This is a genomic window from Pedobacter gandavensis (assembly GCF_032677645.1).
In the GTDB taxonomy this organism is placed as follows: Bacteria; Bacteroidota; Bacteroidia; order Sphingobacteriales; family Sphingobacteriaceae; genus Pedobacter; species Pedobacter gandavensis_A.
Genome location: NZ_JAVTSB010000016.1, coordinates 37,717 through 62,892, shown reverse-complemented (window position 1 = coordinate 62,892; position 25,176 = coordinate 37,717). Strand labels below are relative to the sequence as shown.

The 25,176-nt window shown below is 40.5% G+C and carries 22 protein-coding genes; 6 read left to right on the top strand and 16 right to left on the bottom strand.

Annotation, left to right across the window (positions count from 1 at the left end):
• Positions 1-34: 34 nt before the first annotated feature.
• Entirely contained in the window at positions 35-1,813 is a 1,779-nt protein-coding gene (gene argS, locus R2Q66_RS22985; RefSeq protein ID WP_316753639.1) for an arginine--tRNA ligase, read from the bottom strand.
• A 3-nt stretch (positions 1,814-1,816) separates the two neighbouring features.
• Complete coding sequence (locus R2Q66_RS22980) at positions 1,817-2,767, bottom strand: arginase (RefSeq protein ID WP_182952596.1); 951 nt, start codon at positions 2,765-2,767, stop codon at positions 1,817-1,819.
• Between the two features lie 102 nt (positions 2,768-2,869).
• On the opposite strand from R2Q66_RS22980, the gene R2Q66_RS22975 reads away from it, so the two are divergent.
• Positions 2,870-4,261 carry an arginine decarboxylase gene (locus R2Q66_RS22975; protein WP_316753636.1) on the top strand — a complete coding sequence of 464 codons (1,392 nt, stop codon included), beginning with the start codon at positions 2,870-2,872 and terminating at the stop codon, positions 4,259-4,261.
• Between the two features lie 149 nt (positions 4,262-4,410).
• Here the strand turns inward: R2Q66_RS22975 and R2Q66_RS22970 are convergent, their stop codons facing one another.
• Positions 4,411-4,845 carry an Hsp20/alpha crystallin family protein gene (locus R2Q66_RS22970; protein ID WP_316753634.1) on the bottom strand — a complete coding sequence of 145 codons (435 nt, stop codon included), beginning with the start codon at positions 4,843-4,845 and terminating at the stop codon, positions 4,411-4,413.
• A 75-nt stretch (positions 4,846-4,920) separates the two neighbouring features.
• Here R2Q66_RS22970 and R2Q66_RS22965 point away from each other — a divergent pair, with 75 nt between their 5' ends.
• On the top strand, positions 4,921-5,412 hold the full coding sequence (locus R2Q66_RS22965; protein ID WP_316753632.1) for an acyl-CoA thioesterase: 492 nt from the start codon (positions 4,921-4,923) through the stop codon (positions 5,410-5,412).
• Positions 5,413-5,464: 52 nt separating this feature from the next.
• On the opposite strand, the gene R2Q66_RS22960 is transcribed toward R2Q66_RS22965, so the two are convergent.
• Positions 5,465-6,862, bottom strand: a complete 1,398-nt coding sequence (locus R2Q66_RS22960; RefSeq protein WP_316753630.1) for an FAD-binding oxidoreductase — start codon at positions 6,860-6,862, stop codon at positions 5,465-5,467.
• A 59-nt stretch (positions 6,863-6,921) separates the two neighbouring features.
• The gene (locus R2Q66_RS22955) at positions 6,922-7,299 is read right to left on the bottom strand and encodes a dihydroneopterin aldolase (protein WP_316753628.1); all 378 of its coding nucleotides are present in this window, start codon (positions 7,297-7,299) and stop codon (positions 6,922-6,924) included.
• A gap of 117 nt (positions 7,300-7,416) precedes the next feature.
• Here R2Q66_RS22955 and R2Q66_RS22950 point away from each other — a divergent pair, with 117 nt between their 5' ends.
• Together R2Q66_RS22950 and R2Q66_RS22945 are read left to right on the top strand one after the other, a co-directional pair.
• The gene (locus R2Q66_RS22950) at positions 7,417-8,607 is read left to right on the top strand and encodes an acyl-CoA dehydrogenase family protein (RefSeq protein ID WP_316753626.1); all 1,191 of its coding nucleotides are present in this window, start codon (positions 7,417-7,419) and stop codon (positions 8,605-8,607) included.
• Between the two features lie 47 nt (positions 8,608-8,654).
• On the top strand, positions 8,655-9,038 hold the full coding sequence (locus R2Q66_RS22945; RefSeq protein ID WP_316753624.1) for an SRPBCC domain-containing protein: 384 nt from the start codon (positions 8,655-8,657) through the stop codon (positions 9,036-9,038).
• A 119-nt stretch (positions 9,039-9,157) separates the two neighbouring features.
• On the opposite strand, the gene lysA is transcribed toward R2Q66_RS22945, so the two are convergent.
• Together lysA and R2Q66_RS22935 are read right to left on the bottom strand one after the other, a co-directional pair.
• On the bottom strand, positions 9,158-10,315 hold the full coding sequence (lysA, locus tag R2Q66_RS22940; protein ID WP_316753622.1) for a diaminopimelate decarboxylase: 1,158 nt from the start codon (positions 10,313-10,315) through the stop codon (positions 9,158-9,160).
• 185 nt (positions 10,316-10,500) lie between these two features.
• The gene (locus R2Q66_RS22935; protein WP_316753620.1) at positions 10,501-11,814 is read right to left on the bottom strand and encodes an aspartate kinase; all 1,314 of its coding nucleotides are present in this window, start codon (positions 11,812-11,814) and stop codon (positions 10,501-10,503) included.
• Between the two features lie 201 nt (positions 11,815-12,015).
• Here R2Q66_RS22935 and R2Q66_RS22930 point away from each other — a divergent pair, with 201 nt between their 5' ends.
• Complete coding sequence (locus R2Q66_RS22930; protein ID WP_316753618.1) at positions 12,016-13,749, top strand: phospho-sugar mutase; 1,734 nt, start codon at positions 12,016-12,018, stop codon at positions 13,747-13,749.
• 13 nt (positions 13,750-13,762) lie between these two features.
• Here the strand turns inward: R2Q66_RS22930 and R2Q66_RS22925 are convergent, their stop codons facing one another.
• From R2Q66_RS22925 to R2Q66_RS22900, 6 genes are all read right to left on the bottom strand, one after another.
• A complete protein-coding gene (locus tag R2Q66_RS22925; protein WP_316753616.1) occupies positions 13,763-14,776 on the bottom strand; it encodes a LacI family DNA-binding transcriptional regulator in 1,014 nt (337 codons plus the stop codon).
• 31 nt (positions 14,777-14,807) lie between these two features.
• Positions 14,808-15,245 carry a response regulator gene (locus R2Q66_RS22920; protein WP_316753613.1) on the bottom strand — a complete coding sequence of 146 codons (438 nt, stop codon included), beginning with the start codon at positions 15,243-15,245 and terminating at the stop codon, positions 14,808-14,810.
• Positions 15,246-15,247: 2 nt separating this feature from the next.
• Positions 15,248-16,348 carry a sensor histidine kinase gene (locus R2Q66_RS22915; RefSeq protein ID WP_316753611.1) on the bottom strand — a complete coding sequence of 367 codons (1,101 nt, stop codon included), beginning with the start codon at positions 16,346-16,348 and terminating at the stop codon, positions 15,248-15,250.
• A gap of 149 nt (positions 16,349-16,497) precedes the next feature.
• On the bottom strand, positions 16,498-17,748 hold the full coding sequence (locus R2Q66_RS22910) for a glutamate-5-semialdehyde dehydrogenase (RefSeq protein ID WP_316753609.1): 1,251 nt from the start codon (positions 17,746-17,748) through the stop codon (positions 16,498-16,500).
• A gap of 7 nt (positions 17,749-17,755) precedes the next feature.
• Entirely contained in the window at positions 17,756-18,790 is a 1,035-nt protein-coding gene (gene proB / locus R2Q66_RS22905; RefSeq protein ID WP_316753607.1) for a glutamate 5-kinase, read from the bottom strand.
• Positions 18,791-18,998: 208 nt separating this feature from the next.
• Positions 18,999-19,409: an OsmC family protein gene (locus R2Q66_RS22900; RefSeq protein ID WP_316753605.1), complete on the bottom strand. Its 411-nt coding sequence runs from the start codon at positions 19,407-19,409 to the stop codon at positions 18,999-19,001.
• A gap of 214 nt (positions 19,410-19,623) precedes the next feature.
• Here R2Q66_RS22900 and R2Q66_RS22895 point away from each other — a divergent pair, with 214 nt between their 5' ends.
• Complete coding sequence (locus R2Q66_RS22895) at positions 19,624-20,160, top strand: GNAT family N-acetyltransferase (protein WP_316753603.1); 537 nt, start codon at positions 19,624-19,626, stop codon at positions 20,158-20,160.
• On the opposite strand, the gene R2Q66_RS22890 is transcribed toward R2Q66_RS22895, so the two are convergent.
• From R2Q66_RS22890 to R2Q66_RS22880, 3 genes are all read right to left on the bottom strand, one after another.
• Entirely contained in the window at positions 20,157-21,068 is a 912-nt protein-coding gene (locus R2Q66_RS22890) for an SDR family oxidoreductase (protein ID WP_410479447.1), read from the bottom strand. The two genes, R2Q66_RS22895 and R2Q66_RS22890, sit on opposite strands and share 4 nt — an antisense overlap.
• Before the next feature lie 501 nt (positions 21,069-21,569).
• Positions 21,570-24,011, bottom strand: coding sequence for an AsmA-like C-terminal region-containing protein (locus tag R2Q66_RS22885; RefSeq protein WP_316753599.1), 2,442 nt, complete (start codon positions 24,009-24,011; stop codon positions 21,570-21,572).
• A 117-nt stretch (positions 24,012-24,128) separates the two neighbouring features.
• Positions 24,129-25,175, bottom strand: coding sequence for an NAD(P)-dependent alcohol dehydrogenase (locus tag R2Q66_RS22880; RefSeq protein ID WP_316753597.1), 1,047 nt, complete (start codon positions 25,173-25,175; stop codon positions 24,129-24,131).
• Position 25,176: the final 1 nt, after the last annotated feature.

Genomic DNA, 25,176 nt, shown 5'->3' with positions numbered 1-25,176 from the left:
GCTCAGGACTTTTTGTTATGTGGTAAAGAACAACTTACATTCTTTCCGGAACCGTAATCCCTAAAATTCTCATACCAGATTTAAGAATGCTTGCAGTAACTGCACTCAGATTTAAACGGTGGTGTTTCAAGGCCTCATCTTCTTCTTTCACGATTGGTGGAACCTCATGGTAGAATTTATTGAACATCTTAGCCACCTCATACAAGTAATTAGCCAGACTTGCCGGACTAAACACCTTCGCCGCAGCCACAATCTCTGCCGGGTACTTAGCCAGCAACATGATCATTTCGCGTTCTGTATCCGTGATCACCACTTCAGCAGCACCTTTTGCAGCATCATAACCGGCCTTATTTAACAGCGATTTGATACGGGCATGGGTATACTGAATAAACGGACCTGTATTGCCCTGGAAATCGATAGACTCCGAAGGATCAAATAACAGACGTTTCTTAGGCTCAACCTTTAAAAGGAAATATTTTAAAGCACCTAAACCAATATTGTTATATAAAGCGCTTTTCTCTTCCTCACTAAAATCATTTACTTTTCCTAGTGCTTCAGTTTTTTGTTTCGCAGTCTCGATCATCTCTGCTACAAGATCATCCGCATCTACCACCGTACCTTCTCTTGATTTCATCTTGCCACTTGGCAGATCCACCATGCCGTACGACAAGTGGTGTAAGCCTTTAGCCCAGGTTTTACCTAGTTTCTCTAAAATCAGGAACAATACTTTAAAGTGATAATCCTGCTCATTTCCTACTACATAAATAGACTCATCCATATGGAAATCATCATATTTCATTTGAGCAGTACCCAAATCCTGAGTGATGTACACCGAAGTACCATCAGCACGTAAAACCAACTTCTGGTCTAAACCATCAGCCGTTAAATCGATCCAGACAGAACCATCAGGTTTCTTAAAGAACACGCCTTTCTCCAAACCTTCTTCAACCGTACCTTTTCCTAACAGGTAAGTATTACTTTCGTAATAGTACTTGTCGAAATCAACACCCAGGTTCTTGTAACTCACTTCAAAACCGGCATAAACCCAGCTGTTCATGGTTTTCCAAAGCGTAATCACTGCATCGTCTCCAGCTTCCCAGTCCTGCAACATTTTCTGTGCTTCCAGAATCAGTGGCGCATTTTTCTTCGCCTCCTCTTCCGTCTGACCCGCTTCTTTTAATGCTTCAATTTCTTTTTTATACTCTTTATCAAAGATCACATAGTATTTTCCTACCAGATGATCTCCTTTTAAGCATGAACTTTCAGGAGTTTCGCCATTTCCCCATTTCTGCCAGGCCAACATAGACTTACAGATATGAATCCCACGGTCATTTACCAGATTCACTTTAATCACCTCATGACCGCTTGCTTTAAGCAATTCAGCCACAGAATAACCTAACAGGTTGTTTCTTACGTGTCCTAAGTGAAGTGGTTTATTCGTGTTTGGCGAAGAATATTCTACCATTACCTTTTTACCATTCGGCTTTACCGCGCCAAAATCCGGACTTAAAAGCTCTTGATTGAATAGGTTTAACCAATAGCTATCGGCAACAGATAAATTAAGGAAACCCTTAATCACGTTAAATGCAGTAACTTCTTCAATGTTTTCAACCAGGTATGCGCCAAGTTCTGTAGCCGTTACTTCCGGAGATTTTTTAGAGAAACGCACGATAGGAAACACCACAATGGTGATCTGTCCCTCAAATTCAGCTCTGGTATCTTGTAAACTAACCTGGTTTTCAGGAAGATCCTGACCATATAAATGCTTTACCGCAGCCAATGTTGCAGCGGTGATATGTTGTTCGATATTCATAATTTACTCGTTTCTAAAAGCGTTAGTCGCTTTAATTAAAATTTCAAAGGCGTGTTCTGCCATTTGATTCTCCCTGTCGAGAGTTGGGTTAACCTCCACAATCTCGAAGCAACATACTTTTTGATTGGTGATCAGACCCGACATCAGCTTCCCTGCTTCTCTTTCTGTCAATCCCTGAGCAACCGGTGTCCCCGTTCCTCTGGATGCCGTAGGATCCATAGAATCCACGTCAAATGAAACATAAATGAGATCACAATGATCAAGATAGACCAAAGTATCAATCACCGTCCGTTCTACCCCTCTTTTCCGGACATCAGCCGTCGTAAAGATCTTGACTTTATTTTTCTTCAGCAAGTATTCTTCCGGCTTCTCCATATCCCGCGCAGAAATCAGCACAAGATCGCGATAATTAATCTTAGGTGCTATATTTCCGACGTTTTTTAGCTGATACCAGTAGTTAATTGTTTCCTGATCCAGCTTGTTCACTTTCGACTCCAGATTATCTTCGTCAAGTGCCATCGCTAAGGGCATTCCGTGCATATTTCCGGAGGGTGTAGTGTAGGGAGAATGGATATCTGCATGCGCATCGATCCAGATTACCCCTAATTTCGACTTTGGAAAGGCCGCTTTTATCCCTGCAATCGTGCCCGCTGCCGTACTGTGATCACCTGCTAAAACTACCGGAAACTCTTTCTCCTCCAGGGTAGTTCGCACCTGATCACTCACCCGCTCTATCATCGTCAGTATACCCGAAATCCGCTTCGCATACGGGCTGCCGGTGCCTTCAAGCAACAAATGGTTCTCATTTGGCACCTCTACTGATTTGTGTTTCTTGAAAAATCTACTCCCAAAATCCAACGCTGCAATCTTAATTGCATCCACTCCTAAACTGGCTCCCCGTGTACCGGCGCCGATCTCGGATTTTACCTCAATAATTTTTAAAGTCTTAGTCATAAAAAAAAATACAAGTGTATTTTATAAAGTGATTATCTTTGAGCCGAAAATTAACTCATTTAATTAGCTACCCCTTTAAATAATTGTTCAAAAATATAAAAAATGCAGAGTTACTCCGAATTTCTTGATCTAAGTGTTGGTTTCCCTCAGGAAGGTTACAGCGTTATAGACGACGAATTGTATTTTCAAGATCTCAATCTGATGGAAATGATTGAAACCTATGGTACGCCATTACGTTTCACTTATCTCCCAATGATAACTAAGAAAATCCAACAAGCCAAATTATTATTTCAAACGGCTATCATCAAGAACAATTACCGTGGGGACTATAAGTATTGTTACTGTACTAAAAGTTCGCACTTCAGGCACATTGTTGAAGAAGCCTTAAAGAATGGCATTCACCTGGAAACCTCATCAGCATTTGATATGCCTATGATTGAGGCATTGGAGAAAAAAGGTGCCCTAACCAAAGACATTACGGTAATCTGTAATGGCTTTAAAACTTATCAGTACAAACAATATATCATCGATATGTTGCACGACGGATATAAAAACATCATTCCGGTATTGGATAATAAAGAGGAATTTAACCTTTTTGATGATGAGGTAGAATTAGATACACCTTGTAACCTGGGTATCCGTATCGCTGCTGAAGAGCAACCAGACTCACAGTTTTATACTTCGAGACTAGGCGTACGTATGGAAGATGTTATTGATTTTTACAACAATAAGATCTCTGCAAACCCTAACTTCAGAGTAAAATTATTGCACTTCTTTATCAATTCAGGTATTACAGATTCTCCATACTACTGGAACGAACTTGAAAAATATGTGACTTTATATTGCAAGTTCAAAAAGATCAATCCTGAACTGGATACTTTAGATATCGGTGGTGGTATGCCATTCAAAGACTCTTTAGTATTTGATTTCGATTACGAATACATGGTCAATGAAATCGTAAAAAGGATTAAAGAAATCTGTGCTGAGCACGATGTTGTAGAACCGGATATCATTACTGAATTTGGAAAATACACCGTTGCTGAAGCTTCAGGTATCTTATACAAAGTATTAGGTCGTAAGCAACAGAACGATAGAGAGAAATGGTTAATGCTAGATGGTTCATTCATCACTAACCTTCCAGACGTTTGGGCTTTAAACCAGAAATACATTTTACTTCCGATCAACAACTGGGACGCTGAGTATGAGCGTGTCAACTTAGGAGGAATTACTTGCGATGGTCAGGATTATTACAATCAGGAAGCGCATATGAACAGTGTGTTTATGCCGAAAACACGTAAAGTACAATACCTGGGCTTCTTCAATACCGGAGCTTATCAGGAAGTATTGAGCGGTTACGGTGGTATTCACCATTGCTTGTTGCCTAGTCCTAAGCACGTAATTATTCGCAGAAACAGAGATGAAACTTTCAACTTTGAAGTATTCGGAGAAGAACAAAATAGTAAGCAGGTGCTAAAGATTCTGGGTTACGCATAAGCGATATCCAAATTACTACCAATATTCAAGAGCGTGTCTTTACAAAAGACACGCTCTTTTTTTTTAAAAAAAAGAGGACACACCCACCGGTGCGCCCTCTAACCTTAACCTTAAACCAAACTTATTATGAAAACTCTTCTGTTTCTTAATTAAGAAACTTTTATCTCTTTAGCAGCAGATTTTGATTCATCTTTCTTGCCAATTGTGATGTTTAAAATTCCGTTCACATATTCCGCAGTAATCTTCTCTGCATCAATGCTTTCCGGCAACACAAATGATCTTGCAAAAGAGAAGTAATCAAACTCTTTGCGGGTATAATCTTTTTTCTCGTCTGTTTCAGCTACTTTTTTCTCCGCCCATACAGACAGTGTATCTTTCTTCAGATTAATTTGAAAATCTTCTTTAGTTAAACCAGGCGCAGCTATTTCTATCTTATAATCTGCATCTGATTCCAGGATGTTTACGCCCGGAACTTTGTTAATTGTTAAATTTTTATTTAACGCCTCACTGAACAAAGAATCAAATACGTTGTTAAAATAAGGTGCAGTGTTTCTGGTTCTGTTATTAAATTTTACTAGTGTCATCGCTTATTTCTCCTTTTATTTTATTTTTAATAGTATACTTCGATATAATCAACACTCATACCAAACCCATTATCTATGATTTTCAAGACATTTTGGCGCAACAAAGTAAAAACAACAGACAAAAAGACAGAGATCGTCAATCATTTAGACAGTTTCAAGTATAAAACACAGATTGAAACCCGGTTTGTAGATTTCGACATGATGGGCCATGTGAATAACGCGGTATATTTTACCTACATGGAAATCGCCAGAGTAAAGTACTGGAACGCGGCCGTTAAATGGGACTGGAAGAAAACCGGAGTCGTCATCGCAAAAGCAGAACTCGACTACCATACGCCGATATTTCCAGAGGATAAAATCAGTATGTACGTCCGGACTTCCAGAATAGGTAGCAGCAGTTTCGACCTGGAGTATCTATTGGTGAAACTAGTCCATGGAGAAGAAGTGATCTGTAGCAAAGGAAAAACAGTCTGTGTAGCCTTTGATTATATCAGCAAAAACTCCTCACCTATCCCTGAAGATGAAAAAGCAAAGATGATCTCATTTGAGCAACTGCTTGAGAATTAAAAAAACAATCGTCTTGCAGGTTAACATCTGCAAGACGATTCCATATAAATCCTTAGAAAATCTTTCCAGGATTAAGGATACCTGCGGGATCAAACACCGCTTTAATCCCCCTCATCAGGTTCAGGTGAACCTCCGAATATTTAATAGACATAAAGTCTTTCTGTACCAATCCAATTCCATGTTCACCGGAAATAGTACCACCTAAAGCACTGGTCAACTCAAAAATCTCTACGATACCATCTTTCAGTTTGTGATTCCAGGCTTCGTCAGTCATCCCTCCTTTAATAATGTTCACATGAAGATTTCCATCACCGGCATGGCCATAACACACACTTTCAAATCCATACCTCGAACCGATTTCTTTAATGCCGCTAATCAATTTCGGCAAGGCAGCTCTTGGAACCACCGTATCTTCTTCTTTATAAATAGAATTAGATTTCACCGACTCCGGCATTACCCTCCTCATGCGCCACAATTCCTCCTTTTGCTGTGCCGTATCGGCAAAAAGTACATCTGTACAGCCAAAGCTTTCCAATACCGCGTTGACTTTCTCACAGTCCTTGAAAATGCTATCCATATCATTGCCATCAAACTCAATCAAAAGAAAAGCATTGATACCTTCTTTAAGATCAAATTTAATATCATCGTATTTGATCACCCATTCCACCCCTTTTCGTTCCATGAACTCCAAAGCAGAAGGGATCACCTCAGCACGGAAAATAGCGGATACTGCCGCGCAAGCCTGCTCATTTTCTGCAAAAGAAGCCAGCATCAATACATGCTGTTCAGCCCTTGGAATCAACTTCGTCACAACCTTCGTCACCACCGCAAGCGTACCTTCCGAACCAATCATTAGCTGCGTCAGGTTATACCCGGAAGCATATTTAAGTGTATTTGCTCCCGTCCAGATAATCTCCCCCGTAGGCAAAACCACTTCCAGATTCAAGATATACTCTCTGATGGTGCCATATTTTACCACCCTTGGTCCACCGGAACCATGGGCTACATTGCCGCCAATAAAACAAGAACCCTTACTCGAAGGATCAATCGGATAAAGCAAACCTTTTTCCGTGACCGCATCCATAAACTCCTGCGTAATCACTCCGGGCTCTACCACGGCCTGTAGGTTTTCCGTATCAATTGAAATGATCTTCTTAAAACGCTCCATCGATAACAATACCCCACCAAAAACAGGTAAAGCACCGCCACTCAATCCTGTCCCACCCCCTCTTGGGGTTACAGGAATCAGATACTGGTTACAAAGTTTCAGCAATGCGGATACAGATTCCGTATCGTTTGGTTTAACAACAACTTCAGGATAAAACTTCAAATCTTCAGTTTCATCGTGACAATAAGTACTTAAAGATTCTTCATCAGTAAAAACACTTTCTGCACCAACCGCTGCTTTAATCAAATCCAGCAGTTCGGCAGTTATTTTAGTGTAGTTCATGGTTATATAGGTTTAGGCTTTTTAAAGGAAAAACAGTTATAAATCAGATAAAAACCTGTTTATTGAGGTGCAACATAGCTCAGTTCGACAAAAGAATGGCCGATCTGCCCCGGCATAGCCGGACTCAGTTTCCGGATTCCAACTTTTCCTGTCTGCAGGAAAGCATAAGTATCCAGTACACGGTCCAGAATTCTGCGAACCACAGTTTCCAGCATTTTCTGGGTATTTGCCATTTCTTCCAGCAAAATCGTGTTTAATACTTCATAATTCACCGTATGATTCAAATTTTCTGTATCACCTGTGTGGACAAATGTTACCTCAACATCTACCATGAAATAAATCCCCGTTAACTGCTCCTCCGGATAATATCCGTGAAAAGAATAACATTTTACATCTCTTAACGCAACCGTTTGAATATAGCTTTTAGCATCGCTCATCTGACAAAATTAATTCTTTGAACCGTTATTACCAGCCATTCCTCTAAATTATTAACTTTGAAATAAGCCTGATTAAAAAATCAAGGTCAAAGCACGATACCAAATATCTCCTGAACTATGAATAAATCTGCAAAAAAAGACCTTTACGAAGCTCCTGACTATTATCAGCTGGATGAATTACTGAGTGATGAGCATAAGCTGATCCGTTCTTCTGCAAGAGACTGGGTGAAAAAAGAAGTCAGCCCGATTATTGAAGATTATGCACAAAGGGCAGAATTCCCTAAACACCTGATCAAAGGATTGGGAGAAATTGGCGCATTTGGCCCTACTATTCCAGTAGAATATGGTGGCGCAGGTTTAGATTATATCGCCTATGGCATCCTGATGCAGGAAATTGAACGCGGAGATTCCGGAATCAGATCCACAGCCTCTGTGCAGGGATCACTGGTGATGTACCCGATCTACGCCTATGGCACAGAAGAACAACGCAAAAAATACCTCCCTAAATTAGCCACAGGCGAATTAATGGGCTGCTTTGGATTAACAGAACCTGATCATGGTTCCAATCCTGGTGGCATGGTAACCAATATAAAAGATAAAGGAGACCACTATTTGCTTAACGGCGCAAAAATGTGGATCTCTAACGCGCCTTTTGCCGATATCGCAGTGGTTTGGGCAAAAGACGAATCCGGCAAAATCAGAGGCCTGATCGTAGAACGCGGCATGGAAGGTTTTTCTACGCCAGAAACGCATAACAAATGGAGCTTAAGAGCTTCGGCAACCGGAGAACTGGTGTTCGACAATGTGAAGATTCCTAAAGCAAACATCTTCCCTGACATCACAGGATTAAAAGGCCCCTTAGGCTGCCTGAACCAGGCGCGCTACGGCATCGCCTGGGGCGCATTAGGTGCAGCGATGGATTGTTATGATACGGCGCTACGCTACTCCAAAGAACGTGTACAGTTCGGCAAACCTATTGGCGGATTCCAGTTACAACAGAAAAAACTAGCCGAAATGGTTACCGAAATCACGAAAGCGCAACTTTTAGTCTGGCGTTTAGGGGTACTTAAAAGCGAGAACCGTGCTACCGCAGAACAGATTTCTATGGCCAAAAGAAACAGTGTAGAAATCGCACTGGACATTGCCAGAAATGCACGTCAGATGCTTGGCGGAATGGGAATTACAGGCGAATACTCAATCATGCGACACATGATGAACCTCGAATCGGTAGTCACCTACGAAGGAACACACGACATTCATTTACTGATCACCGGAATGGATGTGACCGGATTAAACGCCTTTAAATAAAGATGATTTTCCCTTTTGAATTGGATATATTTGCATTTTAACAGCACATGAAGACATTTAAAAAATATTACCAGCTACCTGCATCTCCTGAAGAAGTGTATTTAGCCATGACAAAAGCACAAAGCATACAACTCTGGACAGGTGCCGGTGTAGAATTCACAGAAGAACCAGGTACAGAATTTTCATTCTGGGATGGTGATATCGTAGGTAAAAACCTGGAATTCGAATACGGTAAGAAGATCGTTCAACAATGGTATTTCGGAGAAGATAACGAACCTTCTATCGTGACTATCAAACTCCACGAAGATAAAAAAGGTACGTCTTTAGAATATATGCAGACAAATATCCCTGATGAAGACTTCGATGATTTCACTACCGGATTAACTGCCTATTACTTCGGAGGTCTGATCGACTTTTTTGAAGAAGAATAAGGTAATTTTCTGATCATATGATAAATTTCTGATCAAGCGATAATCACTCATAAAAAAAGCTTGTTGAAAGCATGGAATATCCAGCATTTCAACAAGCTTTTTTATTTAATCTATGATAACTATCCTTCTGTATCGTAAACAGAAACGATGTTTTCTCTTAAATTGTAATGCGAAGCCATTACCTCACCATAAGCACCTGTGCTACGGATAGCAATTAGATCGCCACGGAAAGTTTCCGGAAACTCCACTTCTTTACCAAAACAATCGGTACTCTCGCAGATTGGGCCTACGATATCATATTTAATGGAGTCTTCAACACCAATCTTAGAAATATTCTCAATTTTATGATAAGCCTGATACAAAGCAGGTCTCATCAATTCCGTCATACCGGCATCTAAAATGATAAAGTTCTTTTTCTTACCGTTCTTCACATACAGCACTCTGCTGATCAACGAAGCCGCTTGTCCGACAAGTGCTCTACCCAGTTCAAAATGAACCTCCTGGTTAGGTCTGATTTCTAAGAAATCCTGGAATATTTTAAAATAAGCTGCAAAATCAGGAATCTGTTGTTCTGGATTGTGGTAATCAATACCTAAACCACCACCAACATTTAACACCTTCACGATAAATCCGCGTTCTTCAAACCATGCCGCGAACTCATTCACTCTAACGCATAAGTTTTTGTAAACATCAAGATTCGTAATCTGTGAACCGATATGAAAATGCACACCGATAAACTCCAGGTTTGGACTCGCTTTCAACGTATCCACACAAGCAGGTAAATCCCAGGCATTTACACCGAATTTATTCTCATCTAAACCCGTAGTGATGTTATGATGCGTATGTGCATCTACATTTGGGTTGATACGAATCGCGACTCTTGCTACCTTAGCTTTTTTAGCAGCCAGTTCATTAATCACTTCTAATTCCTGAATAGACTCTACATTAAAGCAGAAAATATCCTGATCCAAAGCCTCATTAATCTCTCTGTCCGACTTTCCAACACCTGCAAACACCACTTGATTCTGCCCGAAGCCAACTTCAATCGCCTTGCTCACTTCGCCACCGCTTACACAATCCGCACCAAAACCCACGGCCTTGATCTTTTGTAATACTGCAGGATTGAAATTTGCTTTCATAGCATAGTGCACATGAAAATTATATACCTTTGCCGCCGCTGCACAATCATTCAATGTATTTTGCAACAGGTTTAGGTCGTAATAATAAAAGGGTGTTTCTAAATTCGCGAAACGTGCTATATCTTTTTCGGAAAACATAATGTTCAAGTATCTGATTATATTTTTTGTTGTTGTCCTGGGGTTTATTTATTTCGGCAATTATGTCGATTTCAGAAACAACAAAATGAGTAGAAAAGAGTACGATAGAAGAGTAAAACTCTTTATCGCACTCGTTGTAATTCTTGTTGCCGCTATGATCTGGCTAAGAAAGAGATAAACTCTTCTTATTCAAACAAACGGTTATGTAAGCTTTTTAGAACTTCCGTCTTATCCGACGTATTGATCAGTAAAGAGATGTTGTAATTACTACCTCCGTAAGAGATCATTCTGATCGGAATATGTTTGATTGAATCTAAAACTCTGGATGCAAAACCATGCGCTTGCGCGCTGAAATCACCAACCACACAAACAATACTTTGATCCTTATCAATTTCTACGGTACCGAAAGCATGAAGCTCTTCTACAATTTTATCCAGGTTATCGGTAAAATCAATCGTTAAAGAAACCGCTACTTCAGAAGTAGTGATCATATCGATTGGTGTTTTATAACGTTCAAAAATCTCGAAAACTCTTCTTAAGAAACCATAAGCCAGTAACATACGGCTCGACTGGATCTTAATCGCGATGATACCATCTTTGGCAGCGATAGATTTGATCTTTCCTTTTTCACTTTCCGAAGAAATTAAAGTACCTGCAGCAGAAGGCTCCATCGTATTTAATAACCGCACCGGAATCTTATATTTCTGTGCAGGGAAAACCGACTGTGGGTGTAAAATCTTAGCACCGAAATAAGCAAGCTCCGCAGCTTCATCAAAAGAAAGGTGAGAAATCGGCTTCGTACCTTTAACAATCCTCGGATCATTATTGTGCATTCCGTCAATATCAGTCCAGATCTGAACCTCTTCTGCAAGGATGGCTGCACCAATTAAAGAAGCAGTATAATCACTTCCACCGCGACGTAAATTATCGACTTCACCAAAGCTGTTTCTACAGATAAAACCCTGAGTAATAAACAACTTATTATCTTTATGCTGCTCCAATATTGGCATCAGATGTTTCGTAGTAAAAGGAACATCCGGCTCATTATCTTCGTCAGTTTTCATGAAATCCAATGCAGGAAGTAATACCGAAGGTACACCGATAGATTTCAGGTAAATATGGTATAGGGTAGTCGACAACAGTTCACCCTGTGCCAACACTACTTTTTCTTCAACCGGAGTAAAAATATCATTTACTAAAGAATCCAGGAAACCAAAGTGGTAATCTACTACTTCTTGTCCTTGTTCAAAAAACTCAGCCTCAGGTAATAACTCAATGATAAACTCATTGTAATGTTTGTTCAATGCGCTAATTAGGCTTAACGCGGCCTGTTTATCTTCCTTTAAAAGTTTGCCTGAAATTTCCACTAAACTATTGGTTGTACCAGACACGGCTGATAGGACCACAATTTGCGCTTCGGCCGGATTAACGATATCCAGCAACTTTTTCATACGCTCAGGGCTTCCTACGGAAGTTCCTCCAAACTTTAATATCTTCATTTAATTGAGGTAAGAATTTTATTTTTTGATAAATTGGCTATATACTTGTATAGTGGCCGTGAAATTAAAAAAAACGCCGATAATAAACACTAAATACACAAAATAAAATTTGGAATTCAGCTTTTTAATCCTGTTCTCACAAAACATGGTGAAAGATTACGCGTTTATTCCTGCAAGAGTCAAAAGATAGAACACAATCATATGCAATTAGAAGCAGCAACCCTAAGTACCATCAACCAATGGCTAAATGGTAATTACGACAGTAAAACAAAAGAAGAAATCCAGCAGCTATTAGATAAAGAAGCTTTAACTGAGCTTACCGACTCTTTCTACAGAAGCCTGGAATTCGGAACTGGAGGCCTTCGTGGCATCATGGGCGCCGGATCTAACAGAATCAACAAATATACCATCGGCACAGCCACACAAGGACTTTGCAATTACCTGATCAATAAATACCCGAATGAAAAGATCAAAGTAGCCATTGCGCACGATAGCCGCAATAACTCTGATTACTTTGCCGGAATCACTGCAGACGTATTCTCCGCAAACGGAATCCATGTTTATTTCTTCAAAGAATTAAGACCAACGCCAGAACTTTCCTTTGCCATCAGAGAACTGGGCTGCAAAAGTGGCGTCATGCTAACCGCTTCCCATAACCCTAAAGAATACAACGGTTATAAAGCTTATGGTGCAGACGGCGGACAATTCACTTCTCCTGATGATACCATGGTGATGGATGAAGTAGCCAAAATCAAAAGCATCGATGAGGTTAAATTCAACCGTATAGCAGAAAACATTGAGCTGATCGGAGAGGAAATTGATCAGTTATACCTGGATAAAATCACTGAATTATCAGTATCACCAGAAGCAATTGCACGTCAGAAAGACCTTAAAATCGTTTACTCCCCTATCCATGGTACAGGAATTACATTGGTTCCACAGGCATTGGCGCAATTCGGTTTCACTAATTTAACACTGGTAGAAGAGCAAAGCACTCCGGATGGTAATTTCCCAACCGTTGTTTATCCTAACCCAGAGGAAAAAGAAGCCCTGACTTTAGCGCTTAAAAAAGCAGAAGATATTGATGCAGATCTGGTACTGGCAACAGATCCTGATGCAGACAGAGTAGGTATCGCAGTAAAAAACAACGACGGGCAATTCGTATTGCTGAATGGTAATCAAACAGGTAGTCTTTTGATCAACTATCTTTTGAGTGCATGGGAAGAAAAAGGAAAACTTGACGGTGATCAATACATCGTTAAAACCATTGTGACCACCAATATCATTGAAGAAATCGCTAAAAAGAAAAACGTAACCTTTTATAACACCCTAACCGGATTCAAATTCATCGGACAACTGATGACCAGCCTTGAAGGAAAGAAAACCTTTATCGGTGGTGGCGAAGAAAGTTATGGGTACCTGATTGGTGAACTGGTTAGAGATAAAGATGCCGTAGTTTCCTGTGCATTTATCGCAGAAATGACCGCTTTCTACAAAGACAAAGGCAGTAGCTTATACAATGCCATGTTAGATATGTATGTAGAATACGGTTTGTATAAAGAAGAATTGGTATCCATCACTAAAAAAGGAAAAACCGGTGCAGAAGAAATCAAAGCGATGATGGAGAAATTCAGAAGCAACCCACCTGCAACACTTGGTGGTGCTAAAGTCGCTTTATTGAAGGATTATGAACTGGGCTTTGAAACAAACCTGAGTACTGGTGAAAAAACGAAACTGGACTTCCCTAAATCGGATGTACTACAGTTTATCACTGAAGATGGCAGTATTGTTTCGGCAAGACCATCAGGAACAGAACCTAAAATCAAGTTCTATTGCAGCGTAAACGCGCCATTAAAAGATAAAGAAAGCTTTAAAGCGACTGACGCCTTGTTAGGCGACAAGATTAAAGCGGTAATGAAAGATTTAGAGGCTTAAGCCCCTAAATCTTTTATCTTTCTATAAATTTAGTAGGTAAGGTAACCTTACTTCTTTCAGTTTGGGGTAATGATCGATCCGCAGAAAGCTCCTGGAGAATGATATCAATGATCTTTTCCGCGATTTGTTCTATGGGTTGATCAACCACACTGATTGGAGGGCTATGAATCTTGAAAACATCCTGATCATCGTAAGCCACAATCATAAAACCATCGTCAATTGGTTTCTTAATCTTTTTAAGGAAAAACAAACCTCTTACCGCCAGGTAATTCGTAGAGAAAAACACCGCATCAATTTCCGGATTCTCTTCAAACAAGACTTTTAAGCGCTCATTCGTATCCTCTTCCGTACTATCAAAAGGAATTTTAACCAGTAAATCCTGATTTGCTTCCAGACCATGAACCTTTAATGCCCGCTCATAACCGAGATAACGGTTGTTAATCTGATCTACAGCCACATCAACCGTCACGAACGCAATGTTCTTTCTGCCCTTTTTAATCAGGAATTCTGCAGCAGAATAACCTCCTTCAAAGTTATCCACCACTACATAATTCACATCCAGATCAGGAAGGTTTCTGTCAAAGATGACCACCGGAATTTTATCCGCAAGTAACTGTCTGATGTCTTCCTCAATCCCCGGAACCGGTGCAATGATATACGCATCAACCTTTCTGGACTTGAACATTTCGATCAGGTCCCTGGCCTTAGCAGGATCATTCTCCGTACTGGAATAAGTGATTTTATAGCCTTTTTTATAGGCTTTATCTTCGATACGTCTGGCAATAGCAGAGAAAAATGGATTAGAAATATCCTCCACAATCAAGCCGATTGTCTTGGTATTCCCTGTCCGCAGACTTCTGGCGATCTGATTTGGTTTAAAACCAAGCTCCAGAATGATCAGTTCTACCCGTTTGATCACCTCCTTGCTAATGCGCATCTTTTCGGCTTTGCCGTTTAAGATAAAAGAGACTGTGGTAATGGATACTTCTGCTTTTTTTGCAATATCCTTAATAGATGGAGGTTTCATGCGTAAATTTATTTACCGCCAATCTATAGAATTAATTGTTAATCTCCTCAAAATATTTACCTGCAATTCTCACAAAAGCATCTTCATTTAGAGGTTTATGTAAGTAATTCATAATTTCATGGTCGGCAGAGGCCATTTTCTCATCATCCGGGTTTAGCGAAGTGGTGAGCATTACTACAATTATTTTCGATTTTCTGGACGCCTCAATTTTACGGTATTCCTCCATAAAATCCCAGCCACTCATGCCAGGCATATTGATGTCGAGAAAGATAATCCCAGGTCTCAGTTCCTCCGCATCATGCTCATACTTACCGGAAAACGTCAGGTAATCCAGGGCTTCTCTTGCCGAGGTAATCGACTTAACATCAACTTCTATATTGGTATTCTGAACGATTTTTCGGTGAATATAATTGGTTGGAATGTCATCATCAACAAGTAATACACAATTAAGATCCTTAAATTTTTTCATGCTTATCTATCATTTTTAAGGCTAAAACAAAACGTACTACCTTCATTCAAGGCGGATTTCACACAAATCTCCCCGCCATGGAGCTCTACTATCTTTTTACAGTGGGAAAGCCCGATTCCATGCCCTACATAATCCTCCTGACTATTTAAACGCTGAAAAATCAAAAATATCTTGTTCTTATATTTTTCTTCTATGCCAATACCATTGTCCCTGAACTGAAAAAACCAATGGCAATCTTCATAATGAGCGGTCACCTGAATTTTCAATACCTCCTCTTTCTTCCTGAATTTCACCGCATTGCTGAATAGGTGTTGAAAAAGCTGCTTCAAAGCCAGCTCATAAGCGGGAACACGTGGTAAATTATCGTACACGATTTCAACACCATGCGTTTCTATTTCATTTGAAAATTCCGATTGCAGTCCGACCATTAAATCATTGCAATCCACCAATTCCTTAGGCTCATGGGTTCCTAAGCGCGCATAATCTAACAGCCCTTTGATCAGGTGTTTCATTTTTTCTGCAGATTCCGCAATATAGTTCAGATATAAAGTACCGTTTTCATCAAACAGTTCACCATACTCTTTCTTCAATAAACCTACAAAGTTTTTAACGGTCAGCAGTGGCTCCTGCAAGTCATGGGAAGCGATATAAACAAATTGCTCCAGTTCTTTATTCCGGAACTCCAGCACCCTTGCATACTCTTTTAACGCTTTTTCAGCATTTAGCTTATCGGTCAGGTCACGGGTAAATTTAGAAAAACCGATCACCTGATTATCCTCATCGTATACTGTGGTAATGGTCACATGCGCCCAGAATAGCTCCCCATCCTTCTTCACGCGCCATCCTCTATGCTGTGCTTTTCCATTCTGAATGGCCTCTTCCAACAATTGATCAGGGATTTTGTTGACACGGGCTTCTTCGGTATAAAACAACCGGAAATCCATCCCCACCATATCCTCCGCAGTATATCCTTTAATCTTTTCGGCACCTTTATTCCAGCTGCCCACACATCCATGCTGATCAAGAAATAAAATCGCATAATCCTCGATTTCCCCTAACATTTTCAACAATAAGGGTTGAGGTTGACTTAAATTGTTCTGCATGGAAAAATAAGTAGTTTTTCTTAACAATATTCAAAAGTCAAGCCACGCTGTTTCCTGAGTAAAAACACAGGTAGCGATCCTTTTTTTTGCAACAACCGAAAAAATATTGTCCTTCTTTTTTCCCAAATAGGGAATTGGGGAACTCAAAGTTAATTTCTTATTTGCCCATCCCCTTTTACAATCCATTTTTCGGTAACCAGTTTTTCCAGTGCAAAGGGTCCTCTGGCATGAAGTTTCTGCGTAGAAATTCCAATTTCGGCACCCAATCCGAACACCTGTCCATCAGTAAAGCGCGTAGATGCATTCCAGTACACTACCGCAGCATCCACCTCTTCCAGAAACTGCTCCGCTTCCTCCGTATTTTCCGTAATAATCGCTTCGGAATGCTTCGAAGAATATTCAGAAATATGTGCTATCGCTTCATTTATATTTTCCACGATCTTAACAGAACACTTATAATCAAGAAATTCCCTTCCAAAATCTTTAGGGCTTGCAGCCGATAAATAAGGATATTTCTCCTGATTTAAAATCGCAAAAGCAGGATCATCTGCAAAGATTTCCACGCGATACGCAGCCAGTAAAGGCGCCACTATCTTCAGAAAATCAGCAGCAATCTTTTGATCTACCAATACCGTATCCAGTGCATTACACACGGAGGGGCGGGAAGTCTTCGCATTCTGCACAATTTCAGCTGCTTTAAGCAACTTTGCCGACGAAGCCACGTAAGTGTGACAAACCCCGGCTCCGGTCTCTATAACAGGCACTAAAGCGTTTTTACGCACAAAAGAAATCAGCTCATTGGAACCACGTGGAATAATAACATCAATATATTTCACCGCCTGGAGGATTTCCAGTATATATTTTCTATCCCCTGGCAATTGTTGTACAACGTTTTGATCTAAGCCAAATTCCAGTAACACTCCCTGAATTAAAGAAACTAAAAAGAGATTGGTATGAAAAGCGTCTTGTCCGCCACGAAGCAGACAAACATTGCCGGATCTGAGACATAAGGAAGCCACATCGATGGTTACATTGGGTCTGGATTCGTAAATCACCCCAACTACACCCAAGGCTACTGTTTTCTTTTGAATCAGTAAACCGTTGTCCATTTTTTTACTGGAAATCAATTGATTGGTCGGATCAGGTAAAGCAGCTACATCTTTCAGACTACTGGCCAGACCTAAAATCCGCTCGCTATTCAACAACAAACGATCCTTTTTAGGATCTGAATCTGCCATTTTCTCCAGGTCTTTCAAATTCTCTTCGATAATCTGAGCTGATTTATCCTGGATTACTACTGCTAAACGCTGTAATAGCGCTTGTTTTCCTGCATCATTTAGGGAAGCGATGGAATGCCTGGCTTTCTTAGCGTTAATTAACTGGTTTTCTATAGATTCCATGATTTTCTTATAAGATAACGATATCACTGGCGTTGGCAATTTCCAGATTATGTTGTTTTAAATTGTTTTGAATCGTTGCTGAGGATGCTTTTGCCCTTGCTACCGCAATGATGTTCATTTGAGCATCAACCAGCTCAAATATTTCTCCATTTTCAAAGGCCGCGACAACAGAAACGACGCCAACTGCCAGTAAACTTTTACGATTTCTGATCGCCTCACAAGCCCCTTCATCTACCATCAACCTACCGGTAACCAGACTTCCGCTGGCCAGCCATTTATTTCTGGCGGTCAACGTGCAGTTTCCAGGTGTAAATAAAGTTCCTGTTTTCTCTGCTACCGCATCCAGAATACCGTTCGGTGTTCTGATTCCAAAAATCACGACCTTAATTCCCATTGTAGAAGCCAGGTGGGCGAAAGTAAGTTTAGAAACCATGCCCCCCAATCCGAGGTCAGAAGTTTTCTTATCCGCCAAAGAGAAGACCTCATTATTGATCGAATCAATCTTCTCCACTACTTTTCCTTCTTTATCCAGAACTCCGGGAACAGATGTCCCTAAAAGGATCAACGAAGCACCAAAACCAACGCCTAGCAACGTAGCCAGCTCATCATTATCAGAAAATCTCAATTCCAGATCACTCACCACATCATTCTCATTTGCAATCGGGATTACCCCATTTTTCCACAGTTCCTCGTACGTTTCTTTAAGTTGCAGAAATTGCGTTCTATTGGAAAAATGTCGCCTTTCACAGAGACTTTGTGCCATCTGAATGCCGTAGGGGTAAAAATGTTTCGAATAGGTGTTCAACAATATGGGGTTCCCGATAGCGGCCGCAGCCTTTCTTTCCGCAATTTTCCCTTTATAGTTGTTTAGGTATTGCTTTCCCGCAGCAACAGCCCCGGAAGAAACCAGAATTAACCGGTGTCCTTTCGCCAGCTGGGCAACCTGTGCCGCTACATCAGCAATCACCCCCTCATCCAACTCTCCTTTCGGAGTAGTAATGGAGGCAGTACCTAATTTCAAAACAAGTATCGGCTTATTCATTTCTATGGAATTTGATAATTTCTCCTAAAATAGAAATTTTACCTTATTTCCATTATCAATTCCTTTATTTTCAGCAGGTTTAACCAGTTTTTATAGTTTTTATCTCCACATTTGCGATTAAAACCGGTTTAAAATAAAAAAACTGCCAAAAGCAAGGATTTTGCATCTGACAGTTTTAGCTGTTAATCACTAAAAGACAGCGAGGTACTTATACTAAACTCGCATCCAAAGTAATTTCCATAGCGAAGGCTTTACTCACCGGACAATTGGCTTTCGCTCCTTTTGCAATTTCCTGAAACTGCTCTTCTGTAATACCGGGAATACTTGCTTTTAACACCAAATGAGAACTGCTGATCACGCCACTATCTAAAGAAATAGTCGCTTTAGTTTCCAGGTTATCTGGTGTAAAACCAGCTTCTGTAAGATCCAGACTCAGTTTCATCGTGAAACATCCCGAATGTGCAGCAGCCAGTAGCTCTTCCGGATTGGTGCCAATCCCATCGGCAAACCTGCTGTTAAAAGAGTACTGCGTCTGATCCAAGACCTTGCTATCTGTGCTCAGATGTCCGGCTCCCTCTTTTATTGTGCCATTCCAAACGGCCGTTGCGTTACGTTTCATTTTCAATTGATTTAAATGGTTAATTGACTAAACAGTTATACAGCTAAATAGTTGGTTGATTTTAAGTAACTTACAGTATTCCGGTCAGATTCATCATTTAGCCCAGCTTTCAAGAGTTATGCTTCTTTAACTGTGTGGGTTAAATAAATTGAAACTGTACCCTATTCGCTTAGAATAAAATTGCGAATATTGCTGTTAATTCAATTTAAGCAAAATGTTAAAAGACGTCACCATCATTCCTTCCGACCAAAACGATATCACCCGTATCTTTGAACTTTATGACGATGCGATCGCTTATCAAAAGACCGTATTCAAAAAACACTGGCAAGGATTTGATCGTAGCCTAATTGAAAAAGAGATCAATGAAACCCGACAATGGAAAGTCATCATTGAGGGACAAACGGCCTGCATCTTTGCCATCGATTTTAATGATCCGCTAATCTGGAAAGAAAAAGATGCTGATCCAGCCATCTATATCCACCGTATCGTAACAAACCCGGAATTCAGAGGTCACCATTTTGTGAACCTGATTATTAAATGGGCAAAGGAATATGGTGCTAAAAAAGAAAAGAAATACATCAGACTAGATACCTGGGGCGATAACCCGAAATTGATCGCCTACTATGAAAGATGTGGCTTCAATTATCTAGGGAACATCGTTCCGGAAGCATCAGAAGTATTGCCTAAGCATTATGAAAACATTGTTCTGGCGCTGTTTGAGATCGAAATCCCGACCATTAACAATATTTAAGGCTGTCCACTGCCTCCGGCTGCGCCATAAATCTGACCAGTGGAATAACTTGCGTCAGCAGCAGCCAGTTGCACATAAATAGAACCCAGTTCAGCAGGCTGACCAGGTCTTCCTAAAGGGGTATCCCCACCAAAATTTTTCAATTTTTCTATAGTAGCACCTCCACTCACTTGCAAAGCAGTCCATATTGGCCCCGGCGCAACCCCATTTACCCGAATACCTTTTGGCCCCAGCTGTTTGGCCAGCGACCTCACATAACTGGTATTTGCGGCTTTAGTCTGCGCATAATCAAATAAATCTTCTGAAGGATCTGTAGCTTGAACAGAGGTGGTCGCAATGATCACGGAACCTGGCTTTAGGTGGGGTAAAGCTGCCTTAGTAATCCAGAAGGGTGCATAAATATTGGTCTTCATGGTGGCATCAAAATCCTCAGTGGAAATGTCAAGAATGGAGGCTTTGGCCTGTTGGCGACCTGCATTATTCACCAGTATATCCAAACCGCCCAGACCTTTCACCGCCTCATCCACCAAAAGTTTACAAAAAGCCTCTTCCCGTAAATCACCAGGAATAGCAATGGCCAGACGTCCTTCCGCCTTAATCAAATCGATCACTTCTTTTGCATCCGATTCCTCCGCAGGGAGGTAATTGATGGCCACATCTGCCCCTTCTCTTGCATAAGCAATCGCAGCCGCACGTCCGATACCAGAGTCACCACCAGTAATCAATGCTTTACGACCAAGAAGCCTGTCGGAGCCCTTATAACTAAGCTCTCCATGATCCGGTACCGGATCCATTTTACCGGCAAGCCCGGGCCAGCCTTGCTTTTGTCCTTTAAAAGGAGGTTTAGCATATTTTGTAACTGGATCTTCAAGACCGCTATATACAGAAAAACTATTCAATCCTATCATATCACCAGATTTGTGAAATACTGCTGCTTTCATAATAAATACTTTATTAAATAAATTAAACTCAACACACTGGAAAACAGAATGTTTCAAAATAAATTTTTAATGTTTTTTCAAACAAAGTATAGTATAGAATGTTTTCGCAAGCCAGAAATATTCAATTAGAGATTCTAAAAAAAATAGCAGCAAGATGAAACCGTATATACCTCTAAATGTTATATATAAGTGAATCTGGTCATTTAACCGCGAAAATCATGAAGGCAAATAATAAAAAAAACAAGTTTGATTCCAATGTAAAGACGGCTCTAAAAAGTCGAAATTATTATTTTCATCCGGATGAAGATTTTAGAGAAGATCATACCTGGGGCAAACCCAAGTCAAAAGAATCGTTAAATTCTGACATGCCAAAAAACGAAGATTCCAAAACCAGGAAGCCTTCCTGAAAACGCAATACTGCATGCTCATCTGGCCCATTCCTAAGACTTCCTAAAATCACCAAAAATCTTATTTCCCCTTGTTTCTGTTCTTATTCAGCTTGATCTTGATCTTGCCATCTTCCCCATCCGTTGCCAGTAAATGAAGTACAATCCCTTTCATTCTACGCTCCTGAATTTCCTTCTTATCTGTAATATCGGCATCTTTTTTCGGATTCCTTAATGGTACATCTACTGCAATATTCGTCCCTTTCGCCATAGAATACACCCCTGCCACATCCATATTGAGTATACTCGAATTAATCTGCATCGGGTTAATGGTAATCATCGGGCCTCTAACATCGAACTTACCATTCAGGTTGCTGAAAGTAATATTGTCCAGATCTCTGAAAGGAAAAGCAAATTTCCCGACGCTGATAATCGGTTCAAATTTCAACAGCGCACCTTGTTTCAGATCAAAAGAGATATCACCATTCAAAGAACTGGTGACTAGTTTCCCCTGGTCTGTAACCAGTCCGCCAATGGTAGATTTAGAGAAAAGATATCCTTTCAGATTCTTCGAAGTAAGCGTAGTCATTCCGAAGTTATCAAAAGAATAAAAGAAGCTTTTAACATCAATATTATTCAAAGTCGTGTTGACAAGAAAACGGTTATGATTACCCTTTTGAGTGATGTTACCATTCACCTTCATCGAGCCATTCCCTTGTTTCACACTGATGTTTTTCAAACCAATACCAGCTTCAGAAAGAAACAAATCTGCCATTACATCGGTACCGGTAAATTTATTATAATACACCTTGGCAACACGAAGGTGCATCTCCACCTTACTCTTTTCAAACAGGTTATTTACATCCTCAGAAAAACTGGTGTTCTTCGAATTCTTTTTTGCCGTCCGAACCGGCTTTCTGCTCCCCAGGAAACCTAAGAACTCACCTAAATGTAACTGCGGACTCCTAACCTGCCAGTTCAACAATATTTTCTCCGGATCATTATAATACAAATTCAGGAAGTTACGGATATGGCCATCCATCAAGACAATACTCTTACCGCTCTGCAAACGAATATTCTTAATAAAGAGATCATCAGTTGTAAAATTCAAAGAAACCGCGGTATTGGTAAAGTTCAACTTCCTCGGCACATAACTTACATCCGCATTAACCACATCGATCAGCCCCGTCACCAGCGGCTTGTGCAGTTTAAAGTCGACGATATCCGCCGTATAAGCCAACTTCACAGTTGCTGTACCTTTACCGAATTTCAGCGTTTCCGTACCAATTGCCTTATTCAATTTCACGATATTAAATTTCGATTTAAACACCCCTGTAGCAATCGGCTTCTCCAGATTTTTAATCAGGAAAGTATCAATTGAAAAAGGCATTTCCGTATACGCTCCTTTAAACTGGTATAACTTAATCGCAGAATTCGCATCTGTAAAACCCTTCCCCTTTTCATAGTTATTGGTAAATACCCCTTTAAAATTACAGCTGTCGATCAGCGCACCCGGGGTTTTCAAAATATTGTCATTTACCAAGGCAGTTACGTTAATTTCCGGATCACCACCAGGTCCCATATCACCATTCAGCGTACAGGTTACATTTATCGGTTTTTTCAAATCAAACATCAGCAGTTTCTCCGTAATATTCGGTGCCAGTAAATTGGCCGCATCTTTCCACAAAATCGCAGGTGCCTTAATGTCAATTGTAAAATCGGTATTCTCTTTTGACGTATCAAATTTAGCAGCAATCATAAAAGGATCTTTTCCAATATTCAATTGATTCTCTGCAACCAGGAGAACCCCGGTATTTTCGTCGAAATTGATCTTAAAAGGCCCTTCTAACACCTTATCTTTGATAAAGCTACCTCTTCTCGTATTAAAGGCCATGCTCTTCGCCAATGTCTTTAATTTCAATTGCGCTTCCCATCCGGAAAATGAGTAATCCATTTTTCCTTTCAGCGCATCAACCTCAAAATGAAACAACTTGTGCCCCTTTCTATTGTCGACGATAAAATTCACGTTATCCAAACTAAACTCCTTCAGCTGCGCTTCCGTACTGGCTTTATCCGTTGCCGGTTTTTTCTTCTCTTTTTTGCGGAACACAGCCGTATTGCTATAACCGGCAGTATCGGTATACAGGTCAATTTTAGCATTATTAATTCCTATTTTCTTGATCTCAATGGTACCTCTTAGTAGCGCCATCGTATTCACGGAAACCTCAAAATCCTGTGCTTCCAGCAAAGTATGCTGATGCACTTTCCAAAGGCTATCTTTGATCACTACATTCCGAAGACTGATCGACACCCCTGGAAAACCCTTAAAAAAGGTAGGTTCCATGCTCCCGATGGTCAGCGAGCCATTGAGGTTCTTATTTAACTGTTCCGTAATCGTTGCCAGCAAGGTCTTTTTATTTGCATTTACATACAAACCGAGTCCTGCAAAAATGATTGCAACAAAAGCGACTAAACCAATAAATATCCTGAGTATAATTTTAGACCAGCGAGGCATTTTTTCCATGTGTAAAGAGCTAACGTTTTTAACCCTGCAATTGTTTGGCCACATTTCAGATGAGTCTAAAAACAATAAAACCCGGTAAGCCTAAACTTACCGGGTCAAAAACGTAGAAAAGAACTATTAATCTATCGTAGACATATCAATTACAAAACGATAGCGAACATCACCACTTAAGGTGCGTTCATAAGCCTCATTAATTTGATCCATTCTGATCATTTCCACATCAGAAGTAATGCCATGTTCAGCACAATAATCCAACATTTCCTGAGTTTCTTTAATTCCACCGACCAAAGAGCCGACCAGACTACGGCGACCAAGAATCAAGTGTATCGCCTGCACCTCAGAAGGCGTTGGCGGAACACCCAATAGAATCATCACCCCATTGGTGCGCAACAAAGCAAGGTATTGGTTATAATCATGTTCGGCAGAAACCGTATCAATGATAAAATCAAAGGTATTGGCAAGAGTTTTCATCGTCTCTGCTTCGGTAGTCAACGCAAAGTGATGCGCGCCTAATTCTTCAGCATCCTTCGCTTTTCCTGGCGAGCGACTCAACATCGTCACTTCTGCCCCCATAGAAGCGGCAAGTTTAACGGCCATATGACCTAAACCACCCAAACCAACTACCGCCAGCTTGTCTCCTTTTTTCACATTCCAATATTTCAAAGGAGAATAAGTAGTGATCCCGGCACAAAGCAACGGAGCTACTTTTTCTAAAGGTAATTTATCTGAAACGTTCAATACGAAACCCTGCGTCACTACAATATGAGTAGAATAACCACCGTAAGTAATCGTTTTCTTATCTTGTTCCAAAGAATTATAAGTCTGTGTATGTCCGTTTTCGCAATACTGCTCCTGATGATCCTTACAATTGCTGCAATGACCACAAGAGTCCACAAAGCAACCTACACCTACCGTATCGCCAACTTTGAACTTACTTACATTAGCCCCAACGCGGCTTACTTTACCAACAATTTCATGGCCCGGAACAGTCGGATACATCGTACCTCCCCATTCATTTCTTGCCGTGTGAATATCCGAGTGACATACCCCGCAATATAAAATCTTAATCTCCACATCATCTACCCCTGGCTCACGACGAGTCAACTGGTAAGGTGCTAATGGTTGATCAGCTTTTTGAGCTGCATACGCTTTTACTGAAGTCATA